Origin of the sequence: Olsenella urininfantis (assembly GCF_900155635.1) — a bacterium.
Lineage (GTDB): Bacteria > Actinomycetota > Coriobacteriia > Coriobacteriales > Atopobiaceae > Olsenella_G > Olsenella_G urininfantis.
This window is the reverse complement of record NZ_LT732540.1, coordinates 1,073,221-1,098,599: the sequence shown is the minus strand read 5'-3', so window position 1 is coordinate 1,098,599 and position 25,379 is coordinate 1,073,221. Positions and strand designations below refer to the sequence as shown.

At 65.8% G+C, this 25,379-nt stretch carries 23 protein-coding genes; 13 read left to right on the top strand and 10 right to left on the bottom strand.

Features of this window, described 5'->3' with window-relative positions; genetic code table 11:
- Positions 1-18 precede the first annotated feature (18 nt).
- The 4 genes from CZ375_RS05090 to CZ375_RS05075 all read left to right on the top strand — a co-directional run bounded on the left by CZ375_RS05090 (position 19) and on the right by CZ375_RS05075 (position 5,143).
- Positions 19-873 carry a DegV family protein gene (locus CZ375_RS05090; protein ID WP_077598195.1) on the top strand — a complete coding sequence of 285 codons (855 nt, stop codon included), beginning with the start codon at positions 19-21 and terminating at the stop codon, positions 871-873.
- A 182-nt stretch (positions 874-1,055) separates the two neighbouring features.
- Positions 1,056-2,213: an extracellular solute-binding protein gene (locus CZ375_RS05085; RefSeq protein WP_077598194.1), complete on the top strand. Its 1,158-nt coding sequence runs from the start codon at positions 1,056-1,058 to the stop codon at positions 2,211-2,213.
- Between the two features lie 131 nt (positions 2,214-2,344).
- Positions 2,345-4,063 (top strand): ABC transporter permease, encoded by a 1,719-nt coding sequence (locus CZ375_RS05080; protein ID WP_077598193.1) that lies wholly within the window; start codon positions 2,345-2,347, stop codon positions 4,061-4,063.
- Positions 4,064-4,066: 3 nt separating this feature from the next.
- Positions 4,067-5,143 carry an ABC transporter ATP-binding protein gene (locus CZ375_RS05075; RefSeq protein ID WP_077598192.1) on the top strand — a complete coding sequence of 359 codons (1,077 nt, stop codon included), beginning with the start codon at positions 4,067-4,069 and terminating at the stop codon, positions 5,141-5,143.
- 210 nt (positions 5,144-5,353) lie between these two features.
- Here CZ375_RS05075 and CZ375_RS05070 read toward each other — a convergent pair whose 3' ends face one another.
- Positions 5,354-6,835: a DUF1846 domain-containing protein gene (locus tag CZ375_RS05070; RefSeq protein WP_077598191.1), complete on the bottom strand. Its 1,482-nt coding sequence runs from the start codon at positions 6,833-6,835 to the stop codon at positions 5,354-5,356.
- A 338-nt stretch (positions 6,836-7,173) separates the two neighbouring features.
- Between CZ375_RS05070 and CZ375_RS05065 the strand changes: the two genes are divergently transcribed.
- The 3 genes from CZ375_RS05065 (at position 7,174) to CZ375_RS05055 (ending at position 9,734) form a co-directional block, all read left to right on the top strand.
- Positions 7,174-7,818, top strand: a complete 645-nt coding sequence (locus CZ375_RS05065; protein ID WP_077598190.1) for a GNAT family N-acetyltransferase — start codon at positions 7,174-7,176, stop codon at positions 7,816-7,818.
- A 95-nt stretch (positions 7,819-7,913) separates the two neighbouring features.
- Positions 7,914-8,480 (top strand): PTS sugar transporter subunit IIA, encoded by a 567-nt coding sequence (locus tag CZ375_RS05060; RefSeq protein ID WP_077598189.1) that lies wholly within the window; start codon positions 7,914-7,916, stop codon positions 8,478-8,480.
- A gap of 93 nt (positions 8,481-8,573) precedes the next feature.
- Positions 8,574-9,734: a nucleoid-associated protein gene (locus CZ375_RS05055; RefSeq protein WP_234966886.1), complete on the top strand. Its 1,161-nt coding sequence runs from the start codon at positions 8,574-8,576 to the stop codon at positions 9,732-9,734.
- Positions 9,735-9,746: 12 nt separating this feature from the next.
- On the opposite strand, the gene CZ375_RS05050 is transcribed toward CZ375_RS05055, so the two are convergent.
- The 6 genes from CZ375_RS05050 to CZ375_RS05025 all read right to left on the bottom strand — a co-directional run bounded on the left by CZ375_RS05050 (position 9,747) and on the right by CZ375_RS05025 (position 17,251).
- Positions 9,747-10,526 carry a YaaA family protein gene (locus tag CZ375_RS05050; protein ID WP_077598188.1) on the bottom strand — a complete coding sequence of 260 codons (780 nt, stop codon included), beginning with the start codon at positions 10,524-10,526 and terminating at the stop codon, positions 9,747-9,749.
- A gap of 240 nt (positions 10,527-10,766) precedes the next feature.
- The gene (locus tag CZ375_RS05045) at positions 10,767-12,515 is read right to left on the bottom strand and encodes an ABC transporter ATP-binding protein (protein WP_200799696.1); all 1,749 of its coding nucleotides are present in this window, start codon (positions 12,513-12,515) and stop codon (positions 10,767-10,769) included.
- Positions 12,508-14,307, bottom strand: a complete 1,800-nt coding sequence (locus CZ375_RS05040) for an ABC transporter ATP-binding protein (protein ID WP_077598187.1) — start codon at positions 14,305-14,307, stop codon at positions 12,508-12,510. Before CZ375_RS05040 ends, CZ375_RS05045 begins: the two co-directional genes overlap by 8 nt.
- Before the next feature lie 2 nt (positions 14,308-14,309).
- Positions 14,310-14,933 (bottom strand): MptD family putative ECF transporter S component, encoded by a 624-nt coding sequence (locus CZ375_RS05035; RefSeq protein ID WP_077598186.1) that lies wholly within the window; start codon positions 14,931-14,933, stop codon positions 14,310-14,312.
- A 12-nt stretch (positions 14,934-14,945) separates the two neighbouring features.
- Positions 14,946-16,502: an ABC transporter ATP-binding protein gene (locus CZ375_RS05030; protein WP_077598185.1), complete on the bottom strand. Its 1,557-nt coding sequence runs from the start codon at positions 16,500-16,502 to the stop codon at positions 14,946-14,948.
- Positions 16,499-17,251 carry an energy-coupling factor transporter transmembrane component T gene (locus CZ375_RS05025; protein ID WP_077598184.1) on the bottom strand — a complete coding sequence of 251 codons (753 nt, stop codon included), beginning with the start codon at positions 17,249-17,251 and terminating at the stop codon, positions 16,499-16,501. Before CZ375_RS05025 ends, CZ375_RS05030 begins: the two co-directional genes overlap by 4 nt.
- A gap of 185 nt (positions 17,252-17,436) precedes the next feature.
- On the opposite strand from CZ375_RS05025, the gene CZ375_RS05020 reads away from it, so the two are divergent.
- Positions 17,437-18,483: a helix-turn-helix transcriptional regulator gene (locus CZ375_RS05020; protein WP_143803079.1), complete on the top strand. Its 1,047-nt coding sequence runs from the start codon at positions 17,437-17,439 to the stop codon at positions 18,481-18,483.
- Between the two features lie 52 nt (positions 18,484-18,535).
- Here the strand turns inward: CZ375_RS05020 and CZ375_RS05015 are convergent, their stop codons facing one another.
- Positions 18,536-19,150, bottom strand: coding sequence for a class I SAM-dependent methyltransferase (locus tag CZ375_RS05015; RefSeq protein ID WP_077598182.1), 615 nt, complete (start codon positions 19,148-19,150; stop codon positions 18,536-18,538).
- A gap of 303 nt (positions 19,151-19,453) precedes the next feature.
- Positions 19,454-20,659, bottom strand: coding sequence for an iron-containing alcohol dehydrogenase (locus CZ375_RS05010; RefSeq protein WP_077598181.1), 1,206 nt, complete (start codon positions 20,657-20,659; stop codon positions 19,454-19,456).
- A gap of 234 nt (positions 20,660-20,893) precedes the next feature.
- On the opposite strand from CZ375_RS05010, the gene CZ375_RS05005 reads away from it, so the two are divergent.
- The 5 genes from CZ375_RS05005 (at position 20,894) to CZ375_RS04985 (ending at position 24,687) form a co-directional block, all read left to right on the top strand.
- Positions 20,894-21,457 (top strand): type IV toxin-antitoxin system AbiEi family antitoxin domain-containing protein, encoded by a 564-nt coding sequence (locus CZ375_RS05005; RefSeq protein WP_268794216.1) that lies wholly within the window; start codon positions 20,894-20,896, stop codon positions 21,455-21,457.
- Between the two features lie 298 nt (positions 21,458-21,755).
- Positions 21,756-22,097 (top strand): thiamine-binding protein, encoded by a 342-nt coding sequence (locus CZ375_RS05000; RefSeq protein ID WP_077598179.1) that lies wholly within the window; start codon positions 21,756-21,758, stop codon positions 22,095-22,097.
- A 21-nt stretch (positions 22,098-22,118) separates the two neighbouring features.
- Entirely contained in the window at positions 22,119-22,859 is a 741-nt protein-coding gene (locus tag CZ375_RS04995; protein WP_077598178.1) for an ABC transporter permease, read from the top strand.
- A complete protein-coding gene (locus CZ375_RS04990; RefSeq protein ID WP_077598177.1) occupies positions 22,856-23,890 on the top strand; it encodes an ABC transporter substrate-binding protein in 1,035 nt (344 codons plus the stop codon). The genes CZ375_RS04995 and CZ375_RS04990 overlap by 4 nt, the downstream gene beginning before the upstream one ends.
- On the top strand, positions 23,890-24,687 hold the full coding sequence (locus CZ375_RS04985; RefSeq protein WP_200799695.1) for an ABC transporter ATP-binding protein: 798 nt from the start codon (positions 23,890-23,892) through the stop codon (positions 24,685-24,687). The genes CZ375_RS04990 and CZ375_RS04985 overlap by 1 nt, the downstream gene beginning before the upstream one ends.
- Before the next feature lie 160 nt (positions 24,688-24,847).
- Here CZ375_RS04985 and CZ375_RS04980 read toward each other — a convergent pair whose 3' ends face one another.
- Positions 24,848-25,294, bottom strand: a complete 447-nt coding sequence (locus CZ375_RS04980; protein WP_077598175.1) for a hypothetical protein — start codon at positions 25,292-25,294, stop codon at positions 24,848-24,850.
- Positions 25,295-25,379: the final 85 nt, after the last annotated feature.

Here is a 25,379-nt window from a genome sequence, read left to right as displayed (position 1 = left end):
AGCCAGGAAGGAATCCCCATGGCAGTCAAGATCATCACCGACTCCGCGTCGGACATAGCCCAGGGCGAGATCGAGGGCGTGAGCGTCGCGCCCATGTCCATCAGCTTCGGCGAGAGGACCTATCACGATGGCGTGGACCTCTCCCACCAGCGCTTCTACGAGATGCTGGTGGAATCCGACGCCCTGCCCTCCACGGGTCAGGTGACGCCCTTCGTCTACTCCAAGATCCTGGATGAGGTTCTGGAACCGGACGACGAGGCGGTGATCGTCTCCATCTCGGGAGAGCTCTCGGGCAGCCACCAGAGCGCCTGCGCCGCCGCCAAGGCCTTCGGCGGGCGCGTCAGGGTGGTGGACACGCGCAGCGTGAGCATGGGGGAGCGCATCCTGGTGCAGTACGCCGCCAGGCTCCTCTCTGCTGGCGCGAGCGCAGGCGACCTGGTGGCCGCCCTCGAGGAAAAGAAGGACGACGTGGTGCTCATAGCGTTGCTGGACACCCTCGAGTACCTGAGGCGTGGCGGACGCATCTCGTCTGTGTCGGCGGGCATAGGCGCCATGCTCTCCGTCAAGCCGGTCATTGCCGCCCAGGATGGCAGGGTGGTCCTGCTTGGCAAGGCGCGCGGGTCCAGGAACGGGCGCAACCTCCTCAACGAGCAGATCGAGCATTCCGGGGGCATCGACTTCACGATGCCCATCGGGGTCGGCTACACGGGGCTCAGCTCGGCGCTGCTGCAGAAGTACCTGAGGGACAGCCGCGAGGTCTGGGAGGGCAAGGTGGAAGACCTTCCCGTGGTCTCCATGGGCTCGACCGTGGGGACCCATGCGGGGCCAGGGGCCATAGCGCTCGCCTACTTCAGCCGCCCTGCTCAGGAATAAGGCGCAGTTCCCCAACTGAATGAAAATGTCAACCCAAACCCTCCGAGATACCGTCTGTCGATTACTTGTGCAAGGCATTCGCTCTTTGCATAAATTTGAGGAAATTGTTGCAGGCAGATGACCTGTGACGATGCAGCTTTATGTGCGGGTGCACCCCGCTTCGTGGAGAAAGGGAAGTAGACATGGCAAGCATTACTCGTAGGGGCTTTCTTGGTACCAGCGCCGCCCTGGCCGCGACCATAGGCCTGGCAGGCTGCTCGGGCAAGGGTTCCGAGTCCGCGACGACCGAGGGCAGCGGAGACAGCGGCCTCGAGCGCGTCGCGTCCCAGGAGATCATCGACGCAGCAAAGGAGGACGGCGAGCTCGTCGTCTACGGTTCCTGCGAGGAGGCCCACGTGGCCGCTTGCTGCGAGAACTTCCAGAAGCTCTTCGGCATCAAGACCTCCTTCCAGCGCCTCTCCACCGGCGAGGTCGAGTCCAAGGTCGAGGAGGAGGCGGGCAACCCCTCCGCCGACGTCTGGTTCGGTGGCACCACCGACCCCTACAACGTCGCGGTCACCAAGGGCATCCTGGAGCCCTACGAGGCAAAGAACGCATCTCACCTGGTTGCGCCCGAGTTCAAGGACGCGAGCGGCCAGTGGTACGGCATCTACAAGGGCATCCTGGGCTTCTTCTTCAACAAGGACGACCTCGAGCGCAAGGGCCTCGAGGCCCCCAAGGACTGGAACGACCTCACCGATCCCAAGTACCGGGGCCTGATCTGGCTCTCCAACTACAACACGGCAGGCACCGCCAAGCTCGTGCTGAACACCGTCATTCAGATGCGCGGTCACGACGAGGGCCTCAAGTACCTCGTCGACCTCGACAAGAACATCTCCGTCTACACCAAGAGCGGCTCCGGCCCCTCCAAGAACGTGGGCACCGGCGAGTGCACCGTCGGCATCGGCTTCCTGCATGACGCCATCTTCCAGATCGAGGACAACGGCTACGGCAACATCGGCATGGCCATTCCTTCCTCCGGCACCTCCTACGAGGTTGGCGCCACCGCCATCTTCAAGGGTGCCAAGCACCCCAAGGCCGCCAAGCTCTGGGTCGAGTATGCCCTGTCTCCCGCCTGCGTCGAGCGCGCGCAGGAGGTTGGTGCCTACCAGTTCCTGGTCCTCGACGACGCCAAGCAGCCCGAGGTTGCCACCGAGTACGGCCTTGATCCCAACAACGTGATCAAGTACGACTTCGAGGACGCAAAGGCCAACACCGAGACCTACGTCAAGGACGTCATGGAGGCCCTTGCCAGCTCCGGCGCCAACACTGGCGACTCCAGCCGCTTCCAGACCGAGTAGCCCCTCGCGTAGGCTAAAATTGGCGGGTCCATCGACGGACCGCCTCAAGTTCTGACCCAAGGCCGGGTGGATGGGCGTTCCATCCACCCGGTTTGATGTGAGATGTGGTGCATGCAGTAGGGAGGGGAGATATGGCAAAGAACCAAAGCGCCCAGCTCGATCGCAAGAAGCTGATGGCCGACCCCATTCTTGTGGGGACCATCGCCGTGCTGATCGCGTTCCTGACGCTGTTCATCCTGTATCCGCTGGCCATCCTGATGGTGGACAGCATCGTGGGCGAGCATGGCCCGACGCTCGACATCTTCAAGCGCGTCCTTTCCATGCCTTCCTTCGACAAGGCCATCGGCAACACGCTCAAGGTGGGCTTCTTCGTAGGCGTCGTCGCGGCCCTCATCGGCCTTCTGTTCGCATACGTGGAGGAGTACGTCCAGCTCAGGACGGGCTTCATGAGCGGCCTGTTCAAGCTGGTCTCCATGCTGCCCGTGGTCTCGCCCCCGTTCGTCCTGTCCCTCTCGGTCATCATGCTCTTCGGCAAGTCGGGCATCGTCACGCGCTACCTCCTGGGCATATACGACAACAACGTCTATGGCTTCTGGGGCATCGCCCTGGTGCAGACGCTGACCTTCTTCCCGGTGTGCTACATGATGTTCAAGGGCCTGCTCAAGAACATCGACCCCTCGCTGGAGGAGGCCGCGCGCGACATGGGAGCCTCTCGCTGGAAGGTCTTCACCAGCGTCACCCTGCCCCTGATCCTGCCCGGCCTGGGTAATGCGTTTCTGGTCACCTTCATCGAGTCCATCGCCGACTTCGCCAACCCCATGCTGATCGGCGGCTCCTACGACACGCTGGCAACCTCCATCTACCTGCAGATCACGGGTGCCTATGACAAGCAGGGCGCCGCTGCCATGGCAGTGGTGCTGCTCTTCATCACGCTGCTCATGTTCGTGGTCCAGAAGTACGTGCTGGAGGCGAAGTCCACGGCGACGCTCACGGGCAAGGCCAGCCGTGCGCGCATGCTGATCACGGACAACTCCGTGCGCATACCGCTCTCCGTGCTCTGCACCGCCATCGCGCTCTTCGTCGTGATGATGTACATCTGCGTGCCCTTTGGAGCCCTCTTCAAGACCTGGGGCTATGACTTCAGCCTCACCACCAAGTGGTTCAAGCAGATGTTCACCATGCACCATGGCTTCCAGGCCTTCCGCGACTCCTTCCTGTTGTCGCTTGTGGCCAGCCCCATCACGGCGCTGCTGTCCATGATCATCTCCTATCTTGTGGTCAAGCGCAGCTTCCGCAGCAAGGGCTTCATCGAGGCCGTCTCCATGCTTGCCATGGCCGTCCCCGGCACCGTCCTGGGCGTTGGCTACATCCGCGGCTTCTCCGGCGGACTCTTCCACTCGGGCCTGCTGCAGGGCCTCTACGGCACCGGCGCCATCCTGATCATCGTCTTCATCGTGCGCTCGCTGCCCACAGGCACTCGCTCGGGCGTCTCGGCCCTGCGCCAGATAGACAAGTCCATCGAGGAGTCCGCCTACGACATGGGCGCCAACTCCTTCGAGGTCTTCATGACGGTCACTCTGCCCCTGATCAAGGACTCGTTCCTCTCGGGGCTCGTGACGGCGTTCGTCCGCTCCATCACGGCCATCTCCGCCATCATCCTGCTCGTGACGCCGCAGTTCCTGCTCATCACGGTGCAGATCAACGAGTTCGCCGAGAAGGGCGCCTATGGCGTCGCCTGCGCGTTCGCGACCGTCCTGATTGCCATAACCTACGGTGCCGTTCTGCTCATGAACGTTGCCATCAAGCACTTTGGTACCAGCGCAAAGATCACGTCTGCTGAGGAGGACTAGACGATGGCCAAGGAGAAGAAGGGCGTCCGCCTGGAGCACATCTCCAAGATCTACCAGGACCCCAAGACCGGCAAGGACTTCTATGCGGTCCATGACGCCAACATCAACATCGAGCCAGGCGAGTTCGTGACGCTGCTGGGCCCCTCGGGCTGTGGCAAGACCACCATCCTGCGCATGATCGCCGGCTTCGAGAGCCCCGACGAGGGCGACATCTACCTGGGCAACGAGGCCATCAACGCCCTCACGCCCAACAAGCGCGACACGGCCATGGTCTTCCAGAGCTACGCGCTGCTCCCGCACTACAACATCTTCGACAACGTCGCCTACGGCCTGAAGCTGCGCAAGCTTGACAAGCAGACGATCAAGGAGAAGGTCACCCACATCCTGGGCCTGGTGGGCCTGGAGGGCATGGAGGACCGCATGACCAACCAGCTCTCCGGTGGCCAGCAGCAGCGCGTCGCCCTGGCGCGCGCCCTTGTGCTGGAGCCCGGCGTGCTGCTCTTCGACGAGCCCCTCTCCAACCTGGACGCCAAGCTGCGCGTGGACATGCGCACCGAGATTCGCCGCATCCAGCAGGAGGCGGGCATCACGGCCGTCTACGTCACGCACGACCAGTCCGAGGCTATGGCGCTCTCCGACCGCATCATCGTCATGAAGAAGGGCCTGGTCGACCAGATCGGCAGTCCCAAGGAGATCTACTACCGTCCGGTGGACGAGTTCGTCGCCGACTTCATCGGCGAGTCCAACTTCCTGCGCGGCAAGCTCGCCGAGGTTGACGGGCAGGCGGGCACCGTGGTGATCGAGGGGCAGCGCATCCGCGTGGGTGACGTCAACGGGCACGTCGCCGGCGATGACGTCACGCTGGTGCTGAGGCCCGAGTCCGTGCACGTCGAGGACGAAGGCGTCATTCCCTGCGAGGTGACCCTCTCGCGCTTCATGGGCCACTACCAGAACTACCAGGCCCAGTGCGGCGGGCACCTGGTCAAGATCACCGAGTTCAACCCCAAGAACAAGAAGGTCTACGAGGCCGGCGCAAGGGCGTTCATCAACTTCAGCTCCGAGGACGTCCACGTGCTCTAGGGGCAGCTGATGCTCGGGGCGATGTGACGCCCACAATGCACCTAGCGAGTTTGATGCTCTACAGCAGGAGGCTCTGCTGTAGAGCATCCTTGCGTTTTCGCAGGTAAAACGAAGGCGCTCTACGGCGGAAGTCTCTGCTGTAGGGCGCCTGCTTGACTTGGCGCATTGTTGTGGGCGACGCGGTGTGCCCCCGGCCGCCAGCTGGTGTCCCTATCGGTGGTAGAAGGTTCCCCGCTCGAACTTGGGCTCGCAGCACACGTTGATTCCCAGCTTGCGGTACACGCGCTCGTCCGTGGGCGAAATGATCACCGAGAAGTACGCAGTGCAGCCGCGCAGCGCCCTTGTGGAGTCGATCACGCGCTTGGCCTCCGGGTTTGTGGCGCTCGAGATGGAGAGCGCAATGAGGGTCTCGTCAGAGTGCAGGCGAGGGTTGCGGCTCTTGAGGTGCTCGGTCTTGAGGCGCGAGATGGGCGCAAGCGCCTCGTCGGAGACCACCCAGCGGTCCTTCTCGACGCCCGCCACGCGCTTGAGCGCAACCAGCAGCAGCGATGCCGCCGCCCCCAGAAGGTCGCTCGTCTTGCCTGTCACCACCGAGCCGTCCGGGAGGCGCATGGCGCCGGCGGGCTTGCCCGTGACCTCCTCCTTGAGCAGGGCCGCGGCATGGGCGGGGTCGTAGTTCTCATCCACGCCCACCTCCTTCATGAGCAGGCCGATCCTGGAGAGCTCCTCCTCGCCCTGGCCCGTGCGCGCGATCGCCTCGGCGCAGCTGTAGTGTCGCCTCACGATCTCCTCGCGCGCGGCGTTCTGGCACGCCTCGTCGTCGCTGATGCAAAGTCCCACCATGTTGACGCCCATGTCGGTGGGGGACTGGTAGGGGCTCGACCCCAAGATCTTCTCCATCATGGCCTTGAGCACAGGGAAGGTCTCCACGTCGCGGTTGTAGTTGACGGTGACCTCCCCGTAGGCCTCCAGGTGGTACGGGTCGATGATGTTGTTGTCGTCCAGATCAGCGGTCGCCGCCTCGTACGCCACGTTGACGGGGTGCTTCAGGGGCAGGTTCCACACGGGGAAGGTCTCGAACTTGGCGTATCCCGCGCCAACCCCGTGCGCGTGCTCGTTGTAGAGCTGCGAGAGGCACACGGCAAGCTTGCCGGAGCCAGGTCCCGGGGCGGTGACCACAACCAGCGGCTTGTGGGTCTTCACGTACTCGTTGCGCCCGAAGCCCTCGTCGCTCACGATGAGGTCGATGTTGGAGGGGTAGCCCGAGATGGGGTAGTGGCGGTACACGGCGATGCCCATCTGGGCCAGGCGCGCCTGGTATGCTTCCGCCTTCGGCTGCCCCGAGAAGCGCGTGATGACGACGCCGCCGATGGCGAGGCCGCGGCTTCGGAACACGTCCATGAGGCGCAGGACGTCCTCGTCGTAGCTGATGCCAATGTCGCTGCGGCGCTTGCCCTGCTCGATGTCGTTGGCGTTGATGGCAAAGACCACCTCGGCCTCGTCGGCCAGCTCCTGGAGCATGCGCGCCTTTGAGTCTGGCGCAAAGCCGGGCAGCACGCGGCTTGCGTGGTAGTCGTCCAGCAGCTTGCCGCCAAACTCGAGGTAGAGCTTGCCGCCAAACTGGTTGATGCGCTCGCGGATGCGCATCGCCTGCAACTCGATGTACCTGTCGTTGTCAAAGCCCATCTGCATGGGAGCCCCCCTTGGCCCTCGTGGCGTGTCATCAGGAAGATGGTACGATAGGAGCGCCCGCGTCCAGCGGATGTTGCCCAATCACATCCAAAAGGCCAAGCGTCTTCGTCCGCAGGACCCCTTTTGCGTGTCCCTTGTCGTGGTCAGGGTACCGTTTGCGCAAAGGAGACTCGCGGACAGCGGCGACCCACGTCTACAATGTCATTGGATAAAGCTCTGGTTAGGCTTGACTTGGTTATATCCAATAAGGGCCTTTCACAGCAGAAAGAACGATGGCATCTCGCCCGCTGCAGCATAAATATTGCATAGTGAGAGATGCCAGGCCCAGGAGGACCAGCATGTGTGCCGCAAGTGAAGATATCGTCTACCGGCCCTTTTGTGACAGCGACTTCGGGGCCGTCACCGACCTCTGCTCCCGCGTGTGGTGCGTGGGCGTGGAGGGCGTGTACGACAGGTCGGTCTTCGGCCGCGTCATGACCGCCGGGGCCCTGCGCCGATCGCAGGTGACGCTGGTGGCGCAGCGCGCGGGGGTCGTGGTGGGGGCCATCTTCGGTGGCTTCTGCCCCAACGAGAGCGTTCAGGTGAACGAGAGCTGGGAGGAGCGCTTCCAGGAGCTCATGGTCATCGCGCGCAAGCGCGCCAAGAACGGAGGCATCCTCGTCGAGGAGCGCCTCTTCAGCAAGCTGCGCATGTTCACCATGGCGGACGTCTTCATCTCTCGTGGCTACACCAACTCGCAGTCCGAGATAAACCTTCTGGTGGTGCACCCCAAGGCGCAGGGACAGGGCATAGGCAACAGGCTCCTCGAGGAGATGCTCGCGAGCTTCTCCTCCAAGGGCGCCCAGGGCAGCTTCATCGTGATCGACGAGGACTCCGACAGGGAGTTCCTGGAGAGGCGCGGCTTCAACTGCGTGCAGGAGCGTCAGGGAGCTGGCGGCGACTCCGGCCGCCGCACCATTTACCTCTACGGGCGCAGACTTTAGCTACGGGCTGTCCCAGACGTGCCATACTGGGATGGGTCTTGAGTTTGTAAACACAAATGGCGCCGCGCCCTGCGGAGGCCAGAAGGAGGGGCACCATGGGTCTCATCGACAAGATCAAGTCCACGCTCTTCGACGCCGGGGGCGACACGCCCCAGCCCAACGCGGCAAGCTTCCATGTTGCCCCGGGCACCGTCTACGCGCCCGTGACGGGCATGGTGGTGAGCCTGGACGAGGTTCGCGATGAGGTCATCGCAGGGGGGCTCTTCGGCAAGGGCTGTGGCATCGTCCCTCAGGTGGGTGTCGTGTACGCCCCCGCGAACGGCCGCGTGAAGGCAACCACCGTCACCAACCATGCCATCGGCATGACCATGGCGGGTGGCGTCGACATCCTCATCCACGTGGGCATCGACACCATCAAGATGAACGGCCATGGCTTCTCCCGCTTCGTGGAGGACGGCCAGGAGGTTGTGGCGGGCACGCCCCTCATGACCTTTGACATCGAGGCCATCAAGGAGGCTGGCCTGGACGACGTTGTTACCTGCGTGGTCACCAACCACGACAGCTTTGCCGGCGTGAAGAACGTCGCCACCAGCGGGACGCTTATCGGCGGGCGCCCCCTCGTCAAGGTGGGAGATCCCCTGCTGCAGGTCAGCGCCCTGTAAGGGACGAAGTCCGACCATGCCTGGAAGGCCATCGCCACCTGTCTGGAGCGGTGGCCTTCTCCTTTGGCCGCCCCGCCTTCGGGACTCTGCGCTATGCTGGTCTGCCGCAGGCCCAGCCTCTCCGCCCGTACCAACGCATGCAAGCCGGTGATTCCCATGATGCACGTCTCCCATGCCATCCTGCACGCCTTCGACTTCGAGAGCGGATCCGCCTACCCCAGCGAGCGCGAGCTGGACATGGGGGGTCGTTCGGTAAAGTCATACGTGCAGCGTCAGCTGCGCAAGACCATCTCGTCAGCCGAGAGCAAGCACGGTGAGTTCTCCGAGGCCAGCGTGCTGCGCGAGGCTCTCGAGAGCTACGCGGCAGGCGCGGGCGTGGGCTTTGTGGAGCTCTCGCAGCAGCTTGCGCGCATGCTCTGGGAGGAGCTGAGGCGCTGCGACGAGCTCGAGCAGGCGGACCTTCTGGTCTGCGACTTCACGGACACGCGCGACCTCAAGGCCCGCGCGCAGGACGCGGGCGGGCAGGTGGCGGATGCCATGGCGGCACCTGCCGAGGACGTTGACCTCGAGGACCTCTCCGTGCGCTACTTTGCCGCCATCCTCCTGCCGCGCAAGCAGGCCTTCGTGCACGAGCTTGGGGCCGACGGGGCCGGCGCCGCGGCCAACGACATCCTGCGCCAGGACTCGACCCTTCCCAACCCCACCCAGAAGGCGGACACCTACCTCCTGGTCAACATGGCCAATGGGGCCATAGACTTCCATGACAAGCGGCGCACCCAGGGCAGCCAGGAGGTCAGCGTGGTTGCCGACAAGCTCCTGCGGTGCGTGGCCCAAGCCTCGAGCAAGGAGGTCGTCGAGCGCGTGGAGCAGATCGTGCGGGAGGTCGCCGAGGAGGCAGGCGAGAACGTCACGCGTGCCGTTGCCCAGGCCAAGCACGTGGTGGCCCAGGAGGCAGAGAGGGCAGAGTCCTTCTCGCCGGGCGAGGTTGGCCGACGCGTCTTCGAGGAGAGGCCCGAGCTGCAGGAGCGCTACGAGCGCGCGGCCCAGGAGAGCGACCTGCCCGAGGAGGTTCCCGTAAGGCGCGGGGTGGCCAACCGCATGGCCAAGAGCCACAAGATCAAGACGGACACGGGCATAGAGATCACCTTTCCCAGCGAGTACGCAGCGGACGCCAACTACATAGAGTTCACGAGCGACGCCGAGGGCTATGTGTCCATCGTCATCAAGAACGTGGGGCGCATAGAGAACAGGTAGGCGCCCTCTCACTCACGCGCGCACGAAGCTCCAGGCCTTCTCGCCCGAGCGCTCGGGCGAGAAGGCATAGCCCCTCTCGGCGAAGCCCTGGAGCTCCTGCACGTCCTCCACCTGGCGCTCCGCCGCCCAGCGCACGAAGCTGCCGCGCGCCGCCTTGGCCTCGGTGGAGGGCTGTGTGAGCCTACCGTCTTTGGCACGTGGAATCATGAAGCTGCAGGTCACGATTTTGGGCCCGTCGGGAAGCGCCCAGGGCAGCACCGCCTTGGCGTACTCCTGGGAGGCCACGTTGACGATATGGGTGATGCCCCTCTCGCAGGCAAGGGCGTCGTAGATGCGGCTGTCCCAGAACTCGTACAGGCTCTTCGAGCCGCCAACGGAGAGCCTCGCCTGCATCTCCAGGCGGTAGGGCGCGATGGCGTCGAAGGGCCTGAGCAGGCCGTAGAGTCCCGAGACGATGCGCAGGTGGCGTGAAAGCCACGAGAGCTGCGCGCCGTCCATCACCTCGGGTGCCAGGTGGGTGTACTGGATGCCGCGATACGAGCTGACGGCGGCGGTGAGGGCCGAGACGCCCAGGCGCAGGTCCTCGGGGAGGGTGCGCACGCGATCCCAGTTCTCCTCGGCCAGCCTGTCCGAGCACCGCCAGACCTCCTGGGCGCCCGCAGGGCCCAGGCGGCGCAGCTCCTCGGCAAGCTCCTGAGCCTCGTCCAGGAAGCGGGGCGCCTGGCGTGCGGCGGGCTCTCCCTCGTTGACCACCATCTTCTTGGCCGGCGAGACGATCATGCAGAAGCTCATGTGCCCTCCTCGGTGTCGCGTGCGGGTCCCATTCTAGTGCCCGCTTGCGTGTTGTGCCGCCGTCCGCCTCGCCTCGCCGGCCAGCCCCTCTCGGCGATTGTGCATTTGCGGGCACCCTTTCACCAAAAGGGGCTCAGGATTGTCCGGGAAGGCACAAACGCCGTGCCGCCACGACAAAAAGGGGCCTGGCGAGAGGGGTATCCTCCCGCCAGGCCCGGCCAAACGCTGCCGTCTCGGCACCTACGCCAGACGCCACCGGGCGCTGGCGCAGCGCTTGTTCCAGAAGTCGCGGTAGCTGCCACCTGCCGCCAGGAGCTCCTCATGGCTGCCGCGCTCCACGACCCGGCCGGAGGCGTTGAGCACCACTATCTGGTCGGCCATCTTGATGGTCTCCAGCTTGTGGGCCACGACCACCAGCGTGGAACGCTGCCTGAGCGCTGCCATGGAGCGCGTGATGTTGGCCTCGTTCTCGGCGTCGAGCGCCGAGGTCGCCTCGTCGAAGAGCACGATGGGCGCCTGTTTCAGCAGCGCGCGTGCAATGGACACGCGCTGCCTCTCGCCACCCGAGAGGGCCCGGCCCCCCTCGCCGCAGGCGGTGTCCCAGCCCTCGGGCAGCCTCTGCACTATCTCGCTCACGCCGGCGAGCTCGGCGGCCCGCTCGAGCTCCTCCTCGCTTGCCTGCGGACGCGCTATCAGCACGTTGTTGCGCAGGCTGTCATTGAAGAGGTAGACGTCCTGGAAGACGAAGGAGACCTGCCGGAACAGCTCCTCGCAGCCCAGCTCGCGCACGTCCACCCCACCCACGCGCACGCTGCCTGCGCATGCGTCGTAGAAGCGGGCGACGAGCTTGACGATGGTGGTCTTCCCGCAGCCGGAGGGCCCCACTATGGCCAGCATGGAGCGCGCCGGAGCCTTGAGGCTGATGCCGCTCAGCACCTGCGTGCCCCTCACATAGGAGAAGTCCACGCCCTCGAGCTCCACGCTGGAGTCCTGGGGCTGGCGGCTCTGCTCGGGCATGTCCATCTCGGGCGCGTCCATGACCTCGTCGAGCGCGTCCAGCATCTGCCGGCGCTCCTCCATGCCGAACACGGCGGGGCCTATGTCGTTCAGGAGGGTCGCGAAGCGCAGGCTGCAGCCGATCATGACCACGCTCTCGAGCGGGCCGGCCGTCCCCGTCAGGCCCAGGCGGCAGACCAGGGTGACCATGGCGACCAGCACGAGCTGCACGCTCATGCCCGAGATGGCGTTTCCCAGCACGCCCCACCAGAGGCCGCGGTGTCCGGCGCGGTAGCAGCTGTCGAAGCCGTCCCTGAGCTCGCGGTAGTCAGAGCCGGCGTGGCAAGCGCGCAGGGCGGCCTGGCACTGGGCAAACTCCACCACGCGCGAGGCGAGCTCCTGCTCGGCGGGGCTTTCGATGGCAGAGCACCTGCCGATGCAGGCCTGCGCCAACTTCAGCAGGAGGAAGACCGCGGGAATGGCTGCGGTGAGCACGAGTCCCAGCTGCCAGCTCCACAGCCAGCCGCCAAGGCAGAAAACCAGCGCGGCGCTGCTGCTCTTGGCAAGCCCGCCGATGAAGTATGCCACGGCCTGCCCGGTGCTGAGCATCTCTTGCGTGACCATGCGGCTCAGACGTCCGGCGCTCTTGGCCCCAAACCAACCCAGCGGCAGGCGAGACACCTTGTTGCCGACGAGGACCTGCATGTTGCGCATGAAGCCGAGGCCAGCCGTGTATCCCAGTTTGGTGCCAAAGAACGAGAGCGTGCAGGAGGACAGCGCGATGGCGGCCAGCACCGCCATCCATGCGGGGAAGTCCAGCCCCCACTGGGGAGATCCGCTCTGCAGCGCTGCCGCGGCAGGCATCATGACGGAGAGGCTCACGCCCGCCAGCGCTCCCGACAGCACGCAGCAGGCCATGCCGCTGCGGTTCATGGCGCGGTCCCGCTCGGTCATGAACCGGCGGAAGCGCTCGAGAAGTCCCGTGCTACGCATCGGGGGCCTCCTTTCCGTGGGTGTCCAGAGGGAAGTCACCCTGCCTGAGAAGCGCCTGGTAGTGAGCATTGTTCTGAAGGGTCTCATGCGTGCCCAGGGCCACGATGCGCCCACGCTCCATGACTGCGATCTGGTCGGCGCCGATGATGGAGTTCAGTCGGTGGGCTATCACCAGCACGGTGCGGCCCCTCACGAGGCCCATCAGGGCTCTCTGTATCTCCAGCTCGGAGTCCGGGTCGGCGAAGGCGGTGGCCTCGTCCATGATCAGGACGGGCGCGTCGGACAGGATCGCGCGGGCGATGGAGAGTCGCTGCCCCTCCCCGCCGGAGGGCGACCAGTCGCTTCCCAGCACGGTGTCATAGCCCTTGGGCAGGGACATGACGAGGTCGTCGATCTGCGCCAGGCGCGCCGCCTCACGGACCTGGTCCAGGCTTGCGTCAGGCCGTCCCAGCGCAATGTTCCTCCTGACGCTGGCGTTGAGCAGCATGCTGTCCTGCAGGACGAAGGAGACCCTGTCGTAGAGCGCGTCCGACGAGAGCTCGCGCAGGTCGACACCACCCAGCTTGACGCTGCCGGAGTCCGGGTCGTCGAAGCGTGCCACCAGGGACGCTAGGGTTGACTTGCCGGACCCGGAGGGGCCGATCAGCGCCGTCAGGCTGTTGGGCCTCAGCTCGAGCGACACCCCGTCCAGGGCCTGCGTGCCACCGTAGGAATAGGAGACGTCCTCCAAGCTGACGCTTGCCTCGCCCGGGGCTGGCGCGGGATGCGCGGCCTCGGGCAGTATGGGCGTGTCCAGGAGCGCCACCAGGCGCTCCGCGGCAGAGCCTGCCAGCTGGTAGGACCAGGTGATGTTTGCCACCGTCATCATGGCCCCCGGAAGCACGATGGCGATCAGCGTGCAGGCGAGGATCTGCGGCAGCGTGGCCAGGTCGGCCCAGAGCAGCAGTCCGCCCCCGCAGAGGTTCACCAGCAGGAGCAGGGGCATGGAGACGAACTCGGCGGCGACGGAGCAGAGCCCGATCATGGGCGCGCACCACTCCCAGTAGGTGTCGGCGAAGGTGGTGGCGGCACGCGTGTACCTCTCGTGCGCCTCGCCCGTCTTCGCGAAGGCCTTGACCACCTTGATGCCCGCCACCAGCTCCACCATGGTGGACGAGACGGCCGCGAGCTGGGCGTTCATCTCGGCGGTCTTGGGCCCCATGTCCTTCATGGACGAGCCGTACAGCAGCACGTAGATGGGCACGGTGGCGATGCCCACCAGCGCCAGCCTCCAGTTGAGCGCAAACATGAACAACAGCAGCACCAAGGGGGAGACCAGGCCGTTCAGCAGGTCGACCGGGGCGTGGGCGATGACGGTGTGCACGGTCTTGGTGTCGTCCTGGATGGCGCTGCGCAGGCTGCCCGAGTCGTTCCTGCCAAACCACGCCAGGGGGGCCTGGCCAAGGCGCTCCACGATGCCGCGGCGGATGGTCAGGCGCAGTCGCAGGTCGGCGAAGTGGGTGATTGCCAGCGCCACGGCATGAAAGGTGAGCTTCAGGACGAAGCCGGCAAGGAGCAGTCGCAGCACCTCGTCGGCGTGGCGGGCGTCTGCCGCGACGCCCGCCTCCTGCGCCTGGAGGAAGATGTCTCCCAGCCAGACCAGCGCCAGGTAGGGCACGAACGACAGGCCGGCGGAGAGCAGCACGAACAGCTGGGCGGCCAGCGTGCGCCCTCGGATGGGCTTGGAGAGCCGCGCTATGGCCGCGCGTCCGGCCTGGTCCCTCCTGCGGTCCTCGTTGCTGACCTTGGGCATCCCTATACCCCCATCTTCTCGAAATGCTTCTTGAACACGCGCAGGCCAATGAGCGCGCCCACGTACGCGCAGGCCGCCGTCGCCACGCCGATGCCCACCATCCAGGGGGTGAACATGACGGCGACCAGGCCGCTCGCGAACTCCATCGTGACGCCCAACTTGACGCACTGGTCAATGTAGGCATCGGCGCCGATGAGATAGACAAGCGAGATGTGCCCCAGCCAGAAGATGGTCATGAAGGCCGAGAAGGAGAGGGCTCGCCTGACGTTGGTGCGACTCTCTGGGGCACCGGCCACCAGCTCCGCCACCGCAGAGCCCACCAGGATGCCGGCAGGGCCCGTCCAGAGCATGCCCATGAAGTATCCGGCGATGGCCGTGACCACGCCCATGACGAGCAACGCACCGCGCTTGGGGACCTTGTGCATGAGGTAGATCCAGGCCATGCCGGCGACGAGCGACGAGAGGGCGTGAGCGAGCCAGGAGGTCTGGTAGCTGAGGCTGCAGATGCCTGCGAAAACCAGGGTTATCGCAAAGACCAGCATGCCAAAGAGGGCGCAGAAGACGAAGTCCTTGGCGGTGAGGGAGCCAGAGCCCTGCGCCTGAGACCCTATCGTGTTACGAGACATGTTCGTTCCTTTCTATAGACTCTCGTGAGACTGAAACCCAAGTGCTTCCCTGAGCTGGGGAAGGGTGGAGGAACAGACGGCAAGGGGCGGCCCCGCGCGTCCCGCGGACATACGGACCACCTCATCGCAGACGAGCGAGAGGAACTCCAGGTCATGCGAGATGACCGCCACGCTCTTGCCTGAGGCGCGAATCATCTCCAGCTGGCTTGCCATACGCCGCATGCCGTCCGCGTCGAGGCCGCTGGTGGGCTCGTCCAGCACCATGGCCTCGCTGGAGAAGAGCATGCCTGCGGCCACGGAGACGCGCTGCCGCTGCCCGCCTGAGAGCGAGAGGGGATGGCGCTTGGCGAGCGGGCCGATGCCCAGCGCCCCCATCAGCCGCTGCACGTCGTCGTCCGCTTCGTTGGGTGCGTGTCCGCCCGCAAGCGCCTGTCCCTGCATCCGCGCCTGGACGAGCTCGGCCATGACGCTGTCCTCGAAGAGCTGGTAGCCGGGCTCCTGCATCACCAGGTAGCTCCTGCCGAGGCGCATGCGCGGGGAGAGGGGCCGGCCGTCCAGCAGCACCTGGCCCTCCTGCTCGCGCTCGAGCCCGCAGAGGCAGCGCGCGAGCGTGGTCTTGCCCGAGCCGTTCCTGCCCACGATTCCCAGGATGTGCCCGCGCCCCATCTGGAGGCCCACGTCTGCCAGGACCTGTGCGCCGCCCTGGAAGCGCAGGGCCAGCCCCCTGGCCTCGAGCCCTCCATCCTCGCGCGGGGACGGTGACGCCTCGGGCGTCCTCCACCCGCGCTGTCGCAGCTGCGCCGTTAGGTCGTCCTCGCCAAAGGCCCTGAGCCCCCAGCAGGCGCGCGTCTCGCGGGGAATGCGGGCGAACTCGTCCGCGCCCCAGCTACCGGCGACGAGCCCGTCCTCCATGCGGATGACGCGGTCCGCAAGCCCTCTCAGCCACCACAGGCGATGCTCCGAGACGATCAGGGTCTTGCCGGCCGCCTTGAGCCGGGCCAGCGCACGCGCCAGCAGGCGCATCGAGGGGATGTCCAGCGCTGCGGTGGGCTCGTCGAGCACGTAGACGTCAGCCTGCGCGACGTGGGCCGCCGCCAGCATGACCAGCTGTCTCTGCCCGCCGGAGAGCTCCTGTGCCCTGCGGCCGAGCAGCGGGCATATTCCCAGGTCGGATGCTGCGTCATGAATGCGGGATACCATCTCGTCCCTGCTCGTGCCCTGGTTCTCGCAGGCAAAGGCAAGCTCTGCCACCACCTCCGAGTTGACGAACTGGCTGCGAGGGTTCTGGAAGACCGACCCCACACGCGCCGCCAGTTCGCTCGAGCTGTGCTCCTCAAGGGGCTTGCCCCCTATGCGCACCTGGCCGCTCCTCTCGCCGCGGTAGGCAAGGGGGATGAGCCCGTTGACGGCACGGGTGAGGGTGGTCTTCCCGCAGCCCGAGCGCCCGCAGAGCACCACGCACTCGCCGGGACTGAAGCGAAGGCTGACGTCCCTGAGCGCCGGAGCTTCCGCTCCCTGGTAGCGGAAGCTGAAGCGCTCCAGCTCTACGCTGGCCGCGGCGGCGCTCATGACATACTGCCCTGCGCGAGGACGGAGTGTGCGACCAGGAGCAGGAGGGCCACGCAGAGAAGGGCATCAGCGCCCCGCCATTGCAGGAGGAAGAGGGAGCTGCGCCGCTCGCTCGTCTCGCCGCCGCGTGCCACCACGGCGTTTCCCAGCTCGTCGGCGATGGTTCCCACTCGCCCGATCAGGGGGACCATGAAGCGCTCGACGCTGCGCACGGGATGGCCCAGGACGCTGGCGGGGGTGCCCAGGATGCCGCGGATGCGCATGGCCTCCGCGATGGAGCGGGACTCGTGCGCCAACGTGGGCGGAAAGCGCAGGGCCACGCAGAGGGCCACGATGAGGCGGGGCGGCGCCCCAAGCGACTGCAGAACCTGCGCCAGCTCGCCCGTGCGCGTGGTTGCGATCAGATTCGATGCCAGCACGAAGACGGGCATGACGCGCAGGAACATGATGAGCGTCGAGGCGGGGCCCGCCATCATCAAGAGGTCGAGCTGTGCTATTGCCCGCACGGCCAGATAGAAGCCCAGATAAAGAAGGACCCAGGTGATGGCCGCGCGCCCACGGCCGGCGAAGAGGGTCGCCGCGACGGCAAGTGCCATGGCTGATGCCTGGTGCCAGGGGTCCGGGCCAAGCGCCACCTCGAGGTTGAGCAGGGTGACTGCGAGCAGCTGCGCGCGCGGGTCGAGGCTGCGCGTTCCTCTCGCGCACAGCTCCCTTACCGTGATGTCCCCCTCAGTGCCTCCTGCCGCCATTGGCTCCTCCACAGGGCTCTGTGTTAGTCTCAATTAACAAATAGATAGCCCTGCGATCTCGAGGAGGGGGGAACGTGCCGAAAATGGGGAATCGCACCGAAACCAATCTGCGTTTCACCGAAAGCCAGTTTTCCTCGCAGTGGTACAAGCGTCTGCCATATGACGAGGAGAAGGCTCCCTTCTGGGTGACGTCTGAGCTTGGGCGTGGGGGAAGGGGAGAGTACGCCATCCGCCAGACCTTCGAGTCCATGCTGGGCACGCTGCACGCGCTTCCCGTGGACGAGGCCCACCGCAAGGGAGTGAGGCTTCCGCGCGACCTCAGGGCGTACGGCCGCAGCTTCCTGATCGACCCGGAGTTTGGTGACGGAATCTACTGGTACACCATCGTGGACGCGGATGCCGTGCTGGTCTCCATGGAGCTCTCGATGCGCGAGAGGGCGGTCCATCGTGGGTACTCCATAGAGCTGGTCGGCTTCGGATCCTACGAGTTCGACATGCCCTCGTACTTCGTGGACGGCCTGAGGCCGCGCCACCCCGCGCTCATCGGATACCGTTGGGGAAGGCAGAGCTACCAGCAGGTGATCTGCGAGGACCACCGCTTCAAGTCCTGCTCCGTCTCCCTTCGGCCCTGCGCCCTTCCCCGCTATGCCCGACTTCTGGGGGTTGGCGTGCCGGTGCTGGTCGATGCCATGGGAATGCTCGACGGCAGTCACGAGCTGCCCGAGCTCTCCCGCGTGCTGGAGGAGCTCTCTGGCGCCCGGCCGAGCGCCACCGTCGCACCGGCGTACTATCGCGCAAAGGTCGTCGAGGCTCTGACCCAGCTTGTGGATGGCTGTGCCCGCCTGCGGGAGGGCTGGGAGGGCCTGGCGTCGAAGGAGCGCGACCTCTGCAGCCTCGTGGAGCGCCTGATGAGGTCAAACGTTGCCGGCGACCTCTCCACGCGCGCGCTTGCCCAGGCCCTGCACGTGGGGGAGGGCCAGCTGATCGAGGCATTCAAGCGCGTGCATGGGCATACGCCCCAGGAGCACGTGCGCTCCTGGCGCATGGCCACGGCGGCGCGACTCCTGCGCGAGGACGTCCGCAGCGTGCGCGAGATCGCGAGACTTGTGGGCTATTCCAACCAAGGCGCCTTCACGGATGCCTTCAAGGCGCGCATGGGGGTCACCCCCAGCGCCTATCGCTCGGCGCGACTCCGCCCGCAATCTGCTCTACGGCAACGCCACCCTCTGTAGGGCAGCCTTAATCTACCTGCGCAAATGTTACGTCGCCCTACAGGCAACGGTGTCACTGTAGAGTCTGGCCGCGCTCGCACTCAACGTACAGAAGGGGTATGCGCAGGGGGAGAAGCTCGCGGTAGTGTGGCTTCCAGCCGCATCTGGCAAGGAACGCCAGATAGCCGTCTGCGTCCCACTCGCTTTCGAAGCGTACGCCCAACAGCTCGAGGAACCTGGCCCACAGGTTTTTCCCCGAGGACCCCTGGAGCATCACGAAGTTGGGTGCCACCAGGGTGCCACCGGGCGTGAGCACGCGCCCTATCTCTGCGAGGGCCCTTTCGGGCGCGGGCATGATGTGCAGGGCGTTGGCGATGATCACCACGTCGAAGGATGAGTCTGCGTAGGGAAGGTCTGTGGCGTCGGCCACCTCGAAGCGCAGCTTGTCCGAGTGGGCCTGCCTCCTAGCCTCGGCGACCATGCCCTCCGAGTAGTCCGTGGCGACCATGCTCTGCGTGGCCTCGGCCACGTTGAGGGCGATGAGGCCCGGGCCCGAGGCGAGCTCGAGAACGCGACGGCCGCGCACCACCTCCGCGATGCGGTGGTACATCCACTGGTAGCCGCCCTTGTCGGCGCGCATGGCCCAGACATAGATGGGTGCGGACCAGTCCCAGAACCTCTTTCTCATGGCTCCTCCGCAGGTCTCTCTGAAAGTTCTTCAAGGATAACTTATGTCGTGGCCGCGACTCCCGACAGGGGCGTGCTGCCGCAGCCAGGCAACGAGTGGCCTGAGCCGGCGGAGGACGACATGACGGGCTTCGAGAAAAGAACCAACGAGGTGCCTTTCTCGGGCGCCAGCCCTACAGCAACGACTCTGTCTGTAGAGCGCCTTTGATCTACCTGCGCAACTGCGGCCCTGCTCTACGGTAACAACGTTACATGCAGAGCAGGGCCGCAGTATGGGCGGAGCGCGAGGACAGTGCCGGGGTCCCTAGAACGCGGAGAGGTAGATGGCGCGGGCGTCGTCCATGGTGAGCGTCTGCAGCTCCCCAAAGCTCTCTCCCTTGTTCTGCGAGAGGGTCTCTATCCACGCGTCCACGTCGGCGGGCGAGAGGCCCAGGTCGGTCAGGGTGGCTGGCATGCCCATTCCCACGAGGAAGGCCTGCAGGCAGTCTATGGCACGCTCGACGCAGCGCTCGGCCTCCTCGTTCGTCTCGTCCGCAGGCGCGAGGCCAAAGACGCCCTCGGCGAAGGAGAGGAAGCGCTCCACGTCGGAGCGCCAGACGTGGCGCATCCAGGCGGGAAGGATCACGGCCAGGCCCGCGCCATGGGCCACCTGGGGATGGTGGGCAGATATCTCGTGTTCCAGGCCGTGGCTCTCCCAGCCGCCCGCCCGCTTGCCATAGCTGGCGCTGCGACCGCAGCTGCAGAGGTCGTTGTGCGCCAGGGTGCCTGCCCACATGATGTTGGCGCGTGCGTCGTAGTCATCGGGATTCTCGAGGGCTGCGGACGCTGCGTCCATCACCGTGCGGATGAGCGCGCAGGAGATGGAGTCCGTCACGGGGACGGGGCCGGCAGAGCTGAAGAAGCGCTCGCAGATGTGGCAGATGATGTCGGTGGCGCCGGCCGCGGTCTGGTAGGCGGGCAGGGTGAAGGTGAGCTCGGGGTCCATGATGGCCAGCTTGGGGCGGAAGACCTCGCCGGCGCAGCCCCGCTTGAGGCTAAGGGCGTCGTTGCTGATGACGCAGGATGCGCTGGCCTCGGATCCGGCGGCGGGGATGGTGAGCACGGAGGCGATGGGCAGGCAGCTGGTGATGCTGGCCTTGCCCGAGAAGAAGTCCCACACGTCGCCCTCGTAGGGGACGCCGAAGGCGATGGCCTTGGCGCAGTCGATGACGGAGCCTCCGCCGACGGCCAGGACGAGGTCCACGTCCCTCTCGCGGGCGAGCGAGACGCCCTTGCGCACCAGGCCGAGCTCGGGGTTGGGGCGCACGCCGCCCAGCTCGACGCACTCGATGCCAGCGGCGGCAAGGGAGGCCTCCACGCGAGCGAGCGTGCCCGCGTGCCTTACGGAGCCGCCGCCAAAGACGAGGAGGACGCGCTTGGCGCCGAGAGTTGCGAGCTCATCTCCGCAGCGGTCGCAGAAGCCGCGGCCAAAGACGAAGCGGGTGGGGGACTGGAAGCTGAAGTCGTTCATTGCGGCCTCTCCTTTGTGGTTGCGCGCCTGGGAACAGGCTAGCGCAACGGGAGGGCGAGAAGATGCGGCATCAAAGGCGAGGTGGCACATGATTGTCATGAGTTCGGAGGCATTCGAAGAGCTTGAGAGGTAGGTTCGCGCTGGCCAAGTTGTGTCCCTGGTTCAGGAGGGCATCTCCGCGGTTCAGCGGGGGGTGCAGGGATGCGTTTGAGGCCGTTGCTTCCATGAGGCTACCTGACTGCCGCCCAGGCTCTGGGTGCCGGTGTGGGAAGGATGGAGCTCACGCGCCTTGCTGCCAACGGGCATCTGGAGAGGGTGGCGCGTGGAATCTATCGTGCCTCGGGCGCGCCATCGGTCCATGACGAGGCGGTATGGGTGGCGTGGCGCTCGCTTGATCCGTCCGCACCAGCATGGTCAAGGGACTTGTGCTCGTGTGCGGCATCTCACAACACCGCTGCGTGGCTGCTGGGGCTTGGCGAGCTCAACCCTGAGCCGCTCACCTTCACGTCGCCCATCCGCAGACAGGTCTCGCGGGAGGGGTTGAGAATCGTGCACGGTCCCCTCCTGGTGGGCAATGTCAGGCTCGTAGAGGGGCTTCCCGGCACGACGGCCGCCCGCACGGTCTGTGACCTCGCTCGTGATGGGGAGGACCTGAGCCTGGTCGCGTTGGTGCTTGAGGATGCGCTCTCCGAAGGGGCTGTGAGAGATGCGCGCGCTCTAAAAGCGAGGGTGGACGAGCTGTGCGCTGGGCGGGACGTGCCCAAGGGGACGTCACTCTATGGGATGCCGAGGGGGTAGCGGTATGGCCAGGTCCGTACTGAGGTACCCGTTAAAGCCGCGACATTACGCGATGCCATAAGTTCATCTGCCCCTGGCACCCCACTCGGGTCCAGTGTCTGTCCACATGCACCTCCAAGCGCTACAATGTCCCTCGTAACAGGGGGAGCTGGCGCACGCCGGCTGAGATTGGGCCCAGGGCGGCCCTGACCCGCATACCTGATCTGGGTAATGCCAGCGTAGGGACCAAGGCACACGCATGCGCGCGGGTCCCGATCAAGGCGGGCCGCCGCACGTCGGCCCGCAGAGGGGAGTGCCTATGAACTGTTCCGTTGCCCTGCAATACCTGCCCATGAACGCGGGCTCAGACGAAGAGGTCTGCCGCATCGTGGACGAGGTCATCGCCGTGATCGACGCCTCGGGCCTCGACTACTACGTCGGTCCCTTCGAGACGGCCATCGAGGGCGACTTCGATGCCTGCATGGAGCTCGTGAAGCGCTGCATCGAGGCCGGTGCCAAGGCGGGCTGCGCCGAGAGCGCCAGCTACGTGAAGATCTCCTACCGTCCCGGCGGAGACGTGATGACCACCGAGCACAAGATCGGCAAGTACCACCAGACGGACTCCGAGTTCGCCCCCGCCGCAGAGGACGCGGTGGCCTAGGTGCCCTCTCGCGCAAAAAGGATGCTGGTACCTCTGGGCACGCTCCTGGGCCTGCTGCTGCTCTGGCAGCTCTCGGTCCAGCTGGGCCTGGTGCCCAACTTCCTCTTGCCCGCGCCCACGCAGGTGCTGGCCGCCCTCGTGCGAGAGGCGCCCCTCCTTGCGTCCCACGCCCTCACCACGCTGGTGGAGAGCGCCCTGGGCCTTGCAATAGGCTGCGCCGTGGGCTTCGTGGCCGCCGTGCTGATGGATCGCTTCGAGCCTCTCTACCTGGCCTTCAGTCCGCTCATCACCATCTCGCAGACCATCCCCACGGTGGCAGTGGCGCCCCTTCTGGTCCTGTGGTTCGGCTACGGCCTGGCGCCCAAGGTGGTGCTCATCGTGCTCACCACCTTCTTTCCCGTCACGGTCTCGCTCGTCTCGGGATTTCGCTCCGTTGACCCGGACCTGCTCGACCTCATGCGCGTGATGCGCGCCAGCGGCCTGCAGGTCTTCTGGCAGGTCAAGATGCCGGCCGCAGCCGAGCATCTCTTCAGCGGCCTGCGCATCAGCGCCACCTACGCCATCGTGGGAGCCGTGATCGCGGAGTGGCTGGGCGGCTTCTCGGGCCTGGGCGTGTACATGACGCGCGTGCGCAAGTCCTTCTCGTACGACAAGATGTTCGCGGTGATATTCCTGATCTCCGCGCTGTCCCTGGCGCTGATGGCAGCGGTTGACCTGCTGCAGCGCCTCTGCTTGCCCTGGAAGAGGGCAGAAAGGAAATGACCAACATGACCTCTCTTAACAGCTCCATCTCCCGCCGCTCCTTCGTGGCCACCGCAGGCCTCGCCGCGAGCGGGCTGCTCGCCGGCTGCGACTCTGCACCTTCCGCCAAGCCCAAGTCCGCCGACAAGGCCAAGATCACCTTCTGCCTGGACTACACCCCCAACACCAACCACACGGGCGTGTACGTGGCCAAGCACGAGGGCTACTTTGCCGAGGAGGGCCTGGACGTCGAGATAGTCCAGCCCGCCGAGGACAGCGCTGAGGCGCTCATCGGCTCCGGCCAGGCTCAGCTGGGCGTGAGCTACCAGGACTTCGTCGCCAATGTCCTCAGCAACTCTCCCGAGCTTCCCATCGTGGCCGTTGCGGCTCTCATCCAGCACAACACCTCCGGCATCATGAGCCGCAAGGAGGACGGCATCACCTCTGCGCGCGGCATGGAGGACCATGTCTACGCCACCTGGGAGATGCCCGTCGAGCAGGCCACCATCAAGGACGTGATGGAGGCCGACGGTGGGGACTACTCCAAGGTCGAGATGGTTCCCTACGCCGTGGATGACGAGGTCAGCGGCCTGAAGGCCAAGATGTTCGACACCGTGTGGGTCTACGAGGGTTGGGCGGTGCAGAACGCGGCCGTCCAGGGGTACGAGGTGAACTACTTCAGCTTCAAGGACATGGACGAGGTCTTCGACTTCTACACGCCGGTCATCGCCGCCAACCCCGAGTTCGCCGAGAAGAGCCCTGAGGTGGTGAAGGCATTCCTGCGCGCGGTGCAGAAGGGCTACCAGCTGGCCATAGACGACCCCGAGGCTGCCGCCTCCATCCTCTGCGAGGAGGTGCCCGAGTTGGACGCGGCGCTGGTCTCCCAGAGTCAGGCGTACCTCTCCAAGCAGTACGTGGCCGACGCCTCCTCCTGGGGTGTCATAGACAAGGTGCGCTGGGCCCGCTACTTCGCCTGGCTCAACGAGAGGGGCCTGGTGGAGAACAAGATAGACGTCAACGCCGGTTGGACCAACGAGTACCTGGGAGCCTAGTGGAGGCCTGCGGCAACAGGCCCCCGGCCACCGTGCCTGCCCTTGAGGCCCGCCGTCTCACGCTCTCGTGGGACGGCGGCTCCCACGTGGTGGCACGGGACGTGTCCCTTGTGGTGGGAAAGGGCGAGCTGGTGTGCCTCCTCGGCCGTTCCGGCTGCGGCAAGACCACCATCCTGCACGCTCTGGCGGGCCTCTCGCGCCCCCTTGGGGGACAGGTGCTGCTGCGCGGCCAGGACGTGACGGGCAAGGCCGGCAACGTGAGCTACATGCTGCAGAAGGACCTGCTCCTGCCCAGCAAGCGCATCATCGACAACGTCTGCCTGCCCCTGGTGCTTGCGGGCGTGCCGACCGCGGAGGCGCACGAGAGGGCCAAGCCCCTCTTCGAGCGCTTTGGCCTGGCTGGCTGCGAGAGGCTCTGGCCCTCGGAGCTCTCGGGCGGCATGCGCCAGAGGGCAGCCTTCCTGCGCACCTACCTCATGGGCCACGACGTGGTGCTCCTGGACGAGCCCTTCAGCGCGTTGGACGCCCTAACACGTGCGGACATGCGCAGCTGGTACTGCCAGATGTCTGCCCGCCTGGGCATCTCGAGCCTGGCCATCACGCATGACGTGGACGAGGCCGTGATGATGGCAAGCCGCATTTACGTGCTGGAGGGGAACCCCGCGGCGGGCGTGCCCAGCCGCGTTGCGGCCGAGGTCAAGGTCCCTGTCGCGCGGGAGGGTCTCTCGGCGGCCGAGTTCGCCCTCATGCCGGAGTTCCTCGCCTGCAAGCGAGAGGTGCTGTCCCACCTGGGGTAGCTTCTTCCCCCCTCCCAACCTGACATGTGGCCCGTAAGACCGCCGCTTGGTGACGGTCTTACGGGCCGTTCGTGCCAGAATCCGAGAGAGCCGTCCGTATATCCGCCGCCAGGTGACGGGCTGGGCGGCCGTCTCCACGGGGTGGAGACGTGCGGTCCCGCTACGCCAGCAGGAAGGCCATGCCGCTCAGAAGCCAGCTGACGATTCCCAGCACGATGGCCCCCATGAGGGACATCACGGCGTGGGGGGCCAGCTCCCGCGCCATGCGGCGTCGCACGGCAAGGGACACGCGCCCGGGCTCGAGCAGGGTGCAGCTGCGCCACTCCCGGCAGCCCCTGCAGAAGATCTGGCTTCCGGACGAGAGGGTCTTGTCCAGCCTGGCCAGCGCCGCCAGGCAGGGGAGGAGGCGGTCGACGCCGCCTTCGTCCTTGCCGCGCACGCCCTTGAACGCCTGCAGGGCACCGAGGGGAGCCCTGAGGTCGTGGCCGCACCCCTCGCAGCGTACGCGTATGGGCACGCGGGCCAGCATGCGGCGAAAGCTGATCTGCGTCTGCCTGAGCATCCAGGCGAGGCTGAGGGCGACCCAGAGGATGACGGGAAGGTTCATGGGCTATCCGACTTTTGGCTGGAACTAAAAGAACCCGCATACTATAACGCATTGGTCTAGCTGCGATAACGCAAGACCCTTGCCA

Coding starts and splice junctions, on each gene's coding strand:
- CZ375_RS05090 (WP_077598195.1), top strand. CDS start 19: ATGGCAGTCAAGATCATCACCGACTCCGCGTCGGACATAGCCCAGGGC.
- CZ375_RS05085 (WP_077598194.1), top strand. CDS start 1,056: ATGGCAAGCATTACTCGTAGGGGCTTTCTTGGTACCAGCGCCGCCCTG.
- CZ375_RS05080 (WP_077598193.1), top strand. CDS start 2,345: ATGGCAAAGAACCAAAGCGCCCAGCTCGATCGCAAGAAGCTGATGGCC.
- CZ375_RS05075 (WP_077598192.1), top strand. CDS start 4,067: ATGGCCAAGGAGAAGAAGGGCGTCCGCCTGGAGCACATCTCCAAGATC.
- CZ375_RS05070 (WP_077598191.1), bottom strand. CDS start 6,835: ATGCAGATGGGCTTTGACAACGACAGGTACATCGAGTTGCAGGCGATG.
- CZ375_RS05065 (WP_077598190.1), top strand. CDS start 7,174: ATGTGTGCCGCAAGTGAAGATATCGTCTACCGGCCCTTTTGTGACAGC.
- CZ375_RS05060 (WP_077598189.1), top strand. CDS start 7,914: ATGGGTCTCATCGACAAGATCAAGTCCACGCTCTTCGACGCCGGGGGC.
- CZ375_RS05055 (WP_234966886.1), top strand. CDS start 8,574: ATGCTGGTCTGCCGCAGGCCCAGCCTCTCCGCCCGTACCAACGCATGC.
- CZ375_RS05050 (WP_077598188.1), bottom strand. CDS start 10,526: ATGAGCTTCTGCATGATCGTCTCGCCGGCCAAGAAGATGGTGGTCAAC.
- CZ375_RS05045 (WP_200799696.1), bottom strand. CDS start 12,515: ATGCGTAGCACGGGACTTCTCGAGCGCTTCCGCCGGTTCATGACCGAG.
- CZ375_RS05040 (WP_077598187.1), bottom strand. CDS start 14,307: ATGCCCAAGGTCAGCAACGAGGACCGCAGGAGGGACCAGGCCGGACGC.
- CZ375_RS05035 (WP_077598186.1), bottom strand. CDS start 14,933: ATGTCTCGTAACACGATAGGGTCTCAGGCGCAGGGCTCTGGCTCCCTC.
- CZ375_RS05030 (WP_077598185.1), bottom strand. CDS start 16,502: ATGAGCGCCGCCGCGGCCAGCGTAGAGCTGGAGCGCTTCAGCTTCCGC.
- CZ375_RS05025 (WP_077598184.1), bottom strand. CDS start 17,251: ATGGCGGCAGGAGGCACTGAGGGGGACATCACGGTAAGGGAGCTGTGC.
- CZ375_RS05015 (WP_077598182.1), bottom strand. CDS start 19,150: ATGAGAAAGAGGTTCTGGGACTGGTCCGCACCCATCTATGTCTGGGCC.
- CZ375_RS05010 (WP_077598181.1), bottom strand. CDS start 20,659: ATGAACGACTTCAGCTTCCAGTCCCCCACCCGCTTCGTCTTTGGCCGC.
- CZ375_RS05000 (WP_077598179.1), top strand. CDS start 21,756: ATGAACTGTTCCGTTGCCCTGCAATACCTGCCCATGAACGCGGGCTCA.
- CZ375_RS04995 (WP_077598178.1), top strand. CDS start 22,119: ATGCTGGTACCTCTGGGCACGCTCCTGGGCCTGCTGCTGCTCTGGCAG.
- CZ375_RS04990 (WP_077598177.1), top strand. CDS start 22,856: ATGACCAACATGACCTCTCTTAACAGCTCCATCTCCCGCCGCTCCTTC.
- CZ375_RS04980 (WP_077598175.1), bottom strand. CDS start 25,294: ATGAACCTTCCCGTCATCCTCTGGGTCGCCCTCAGCCTCGCCTGGATG.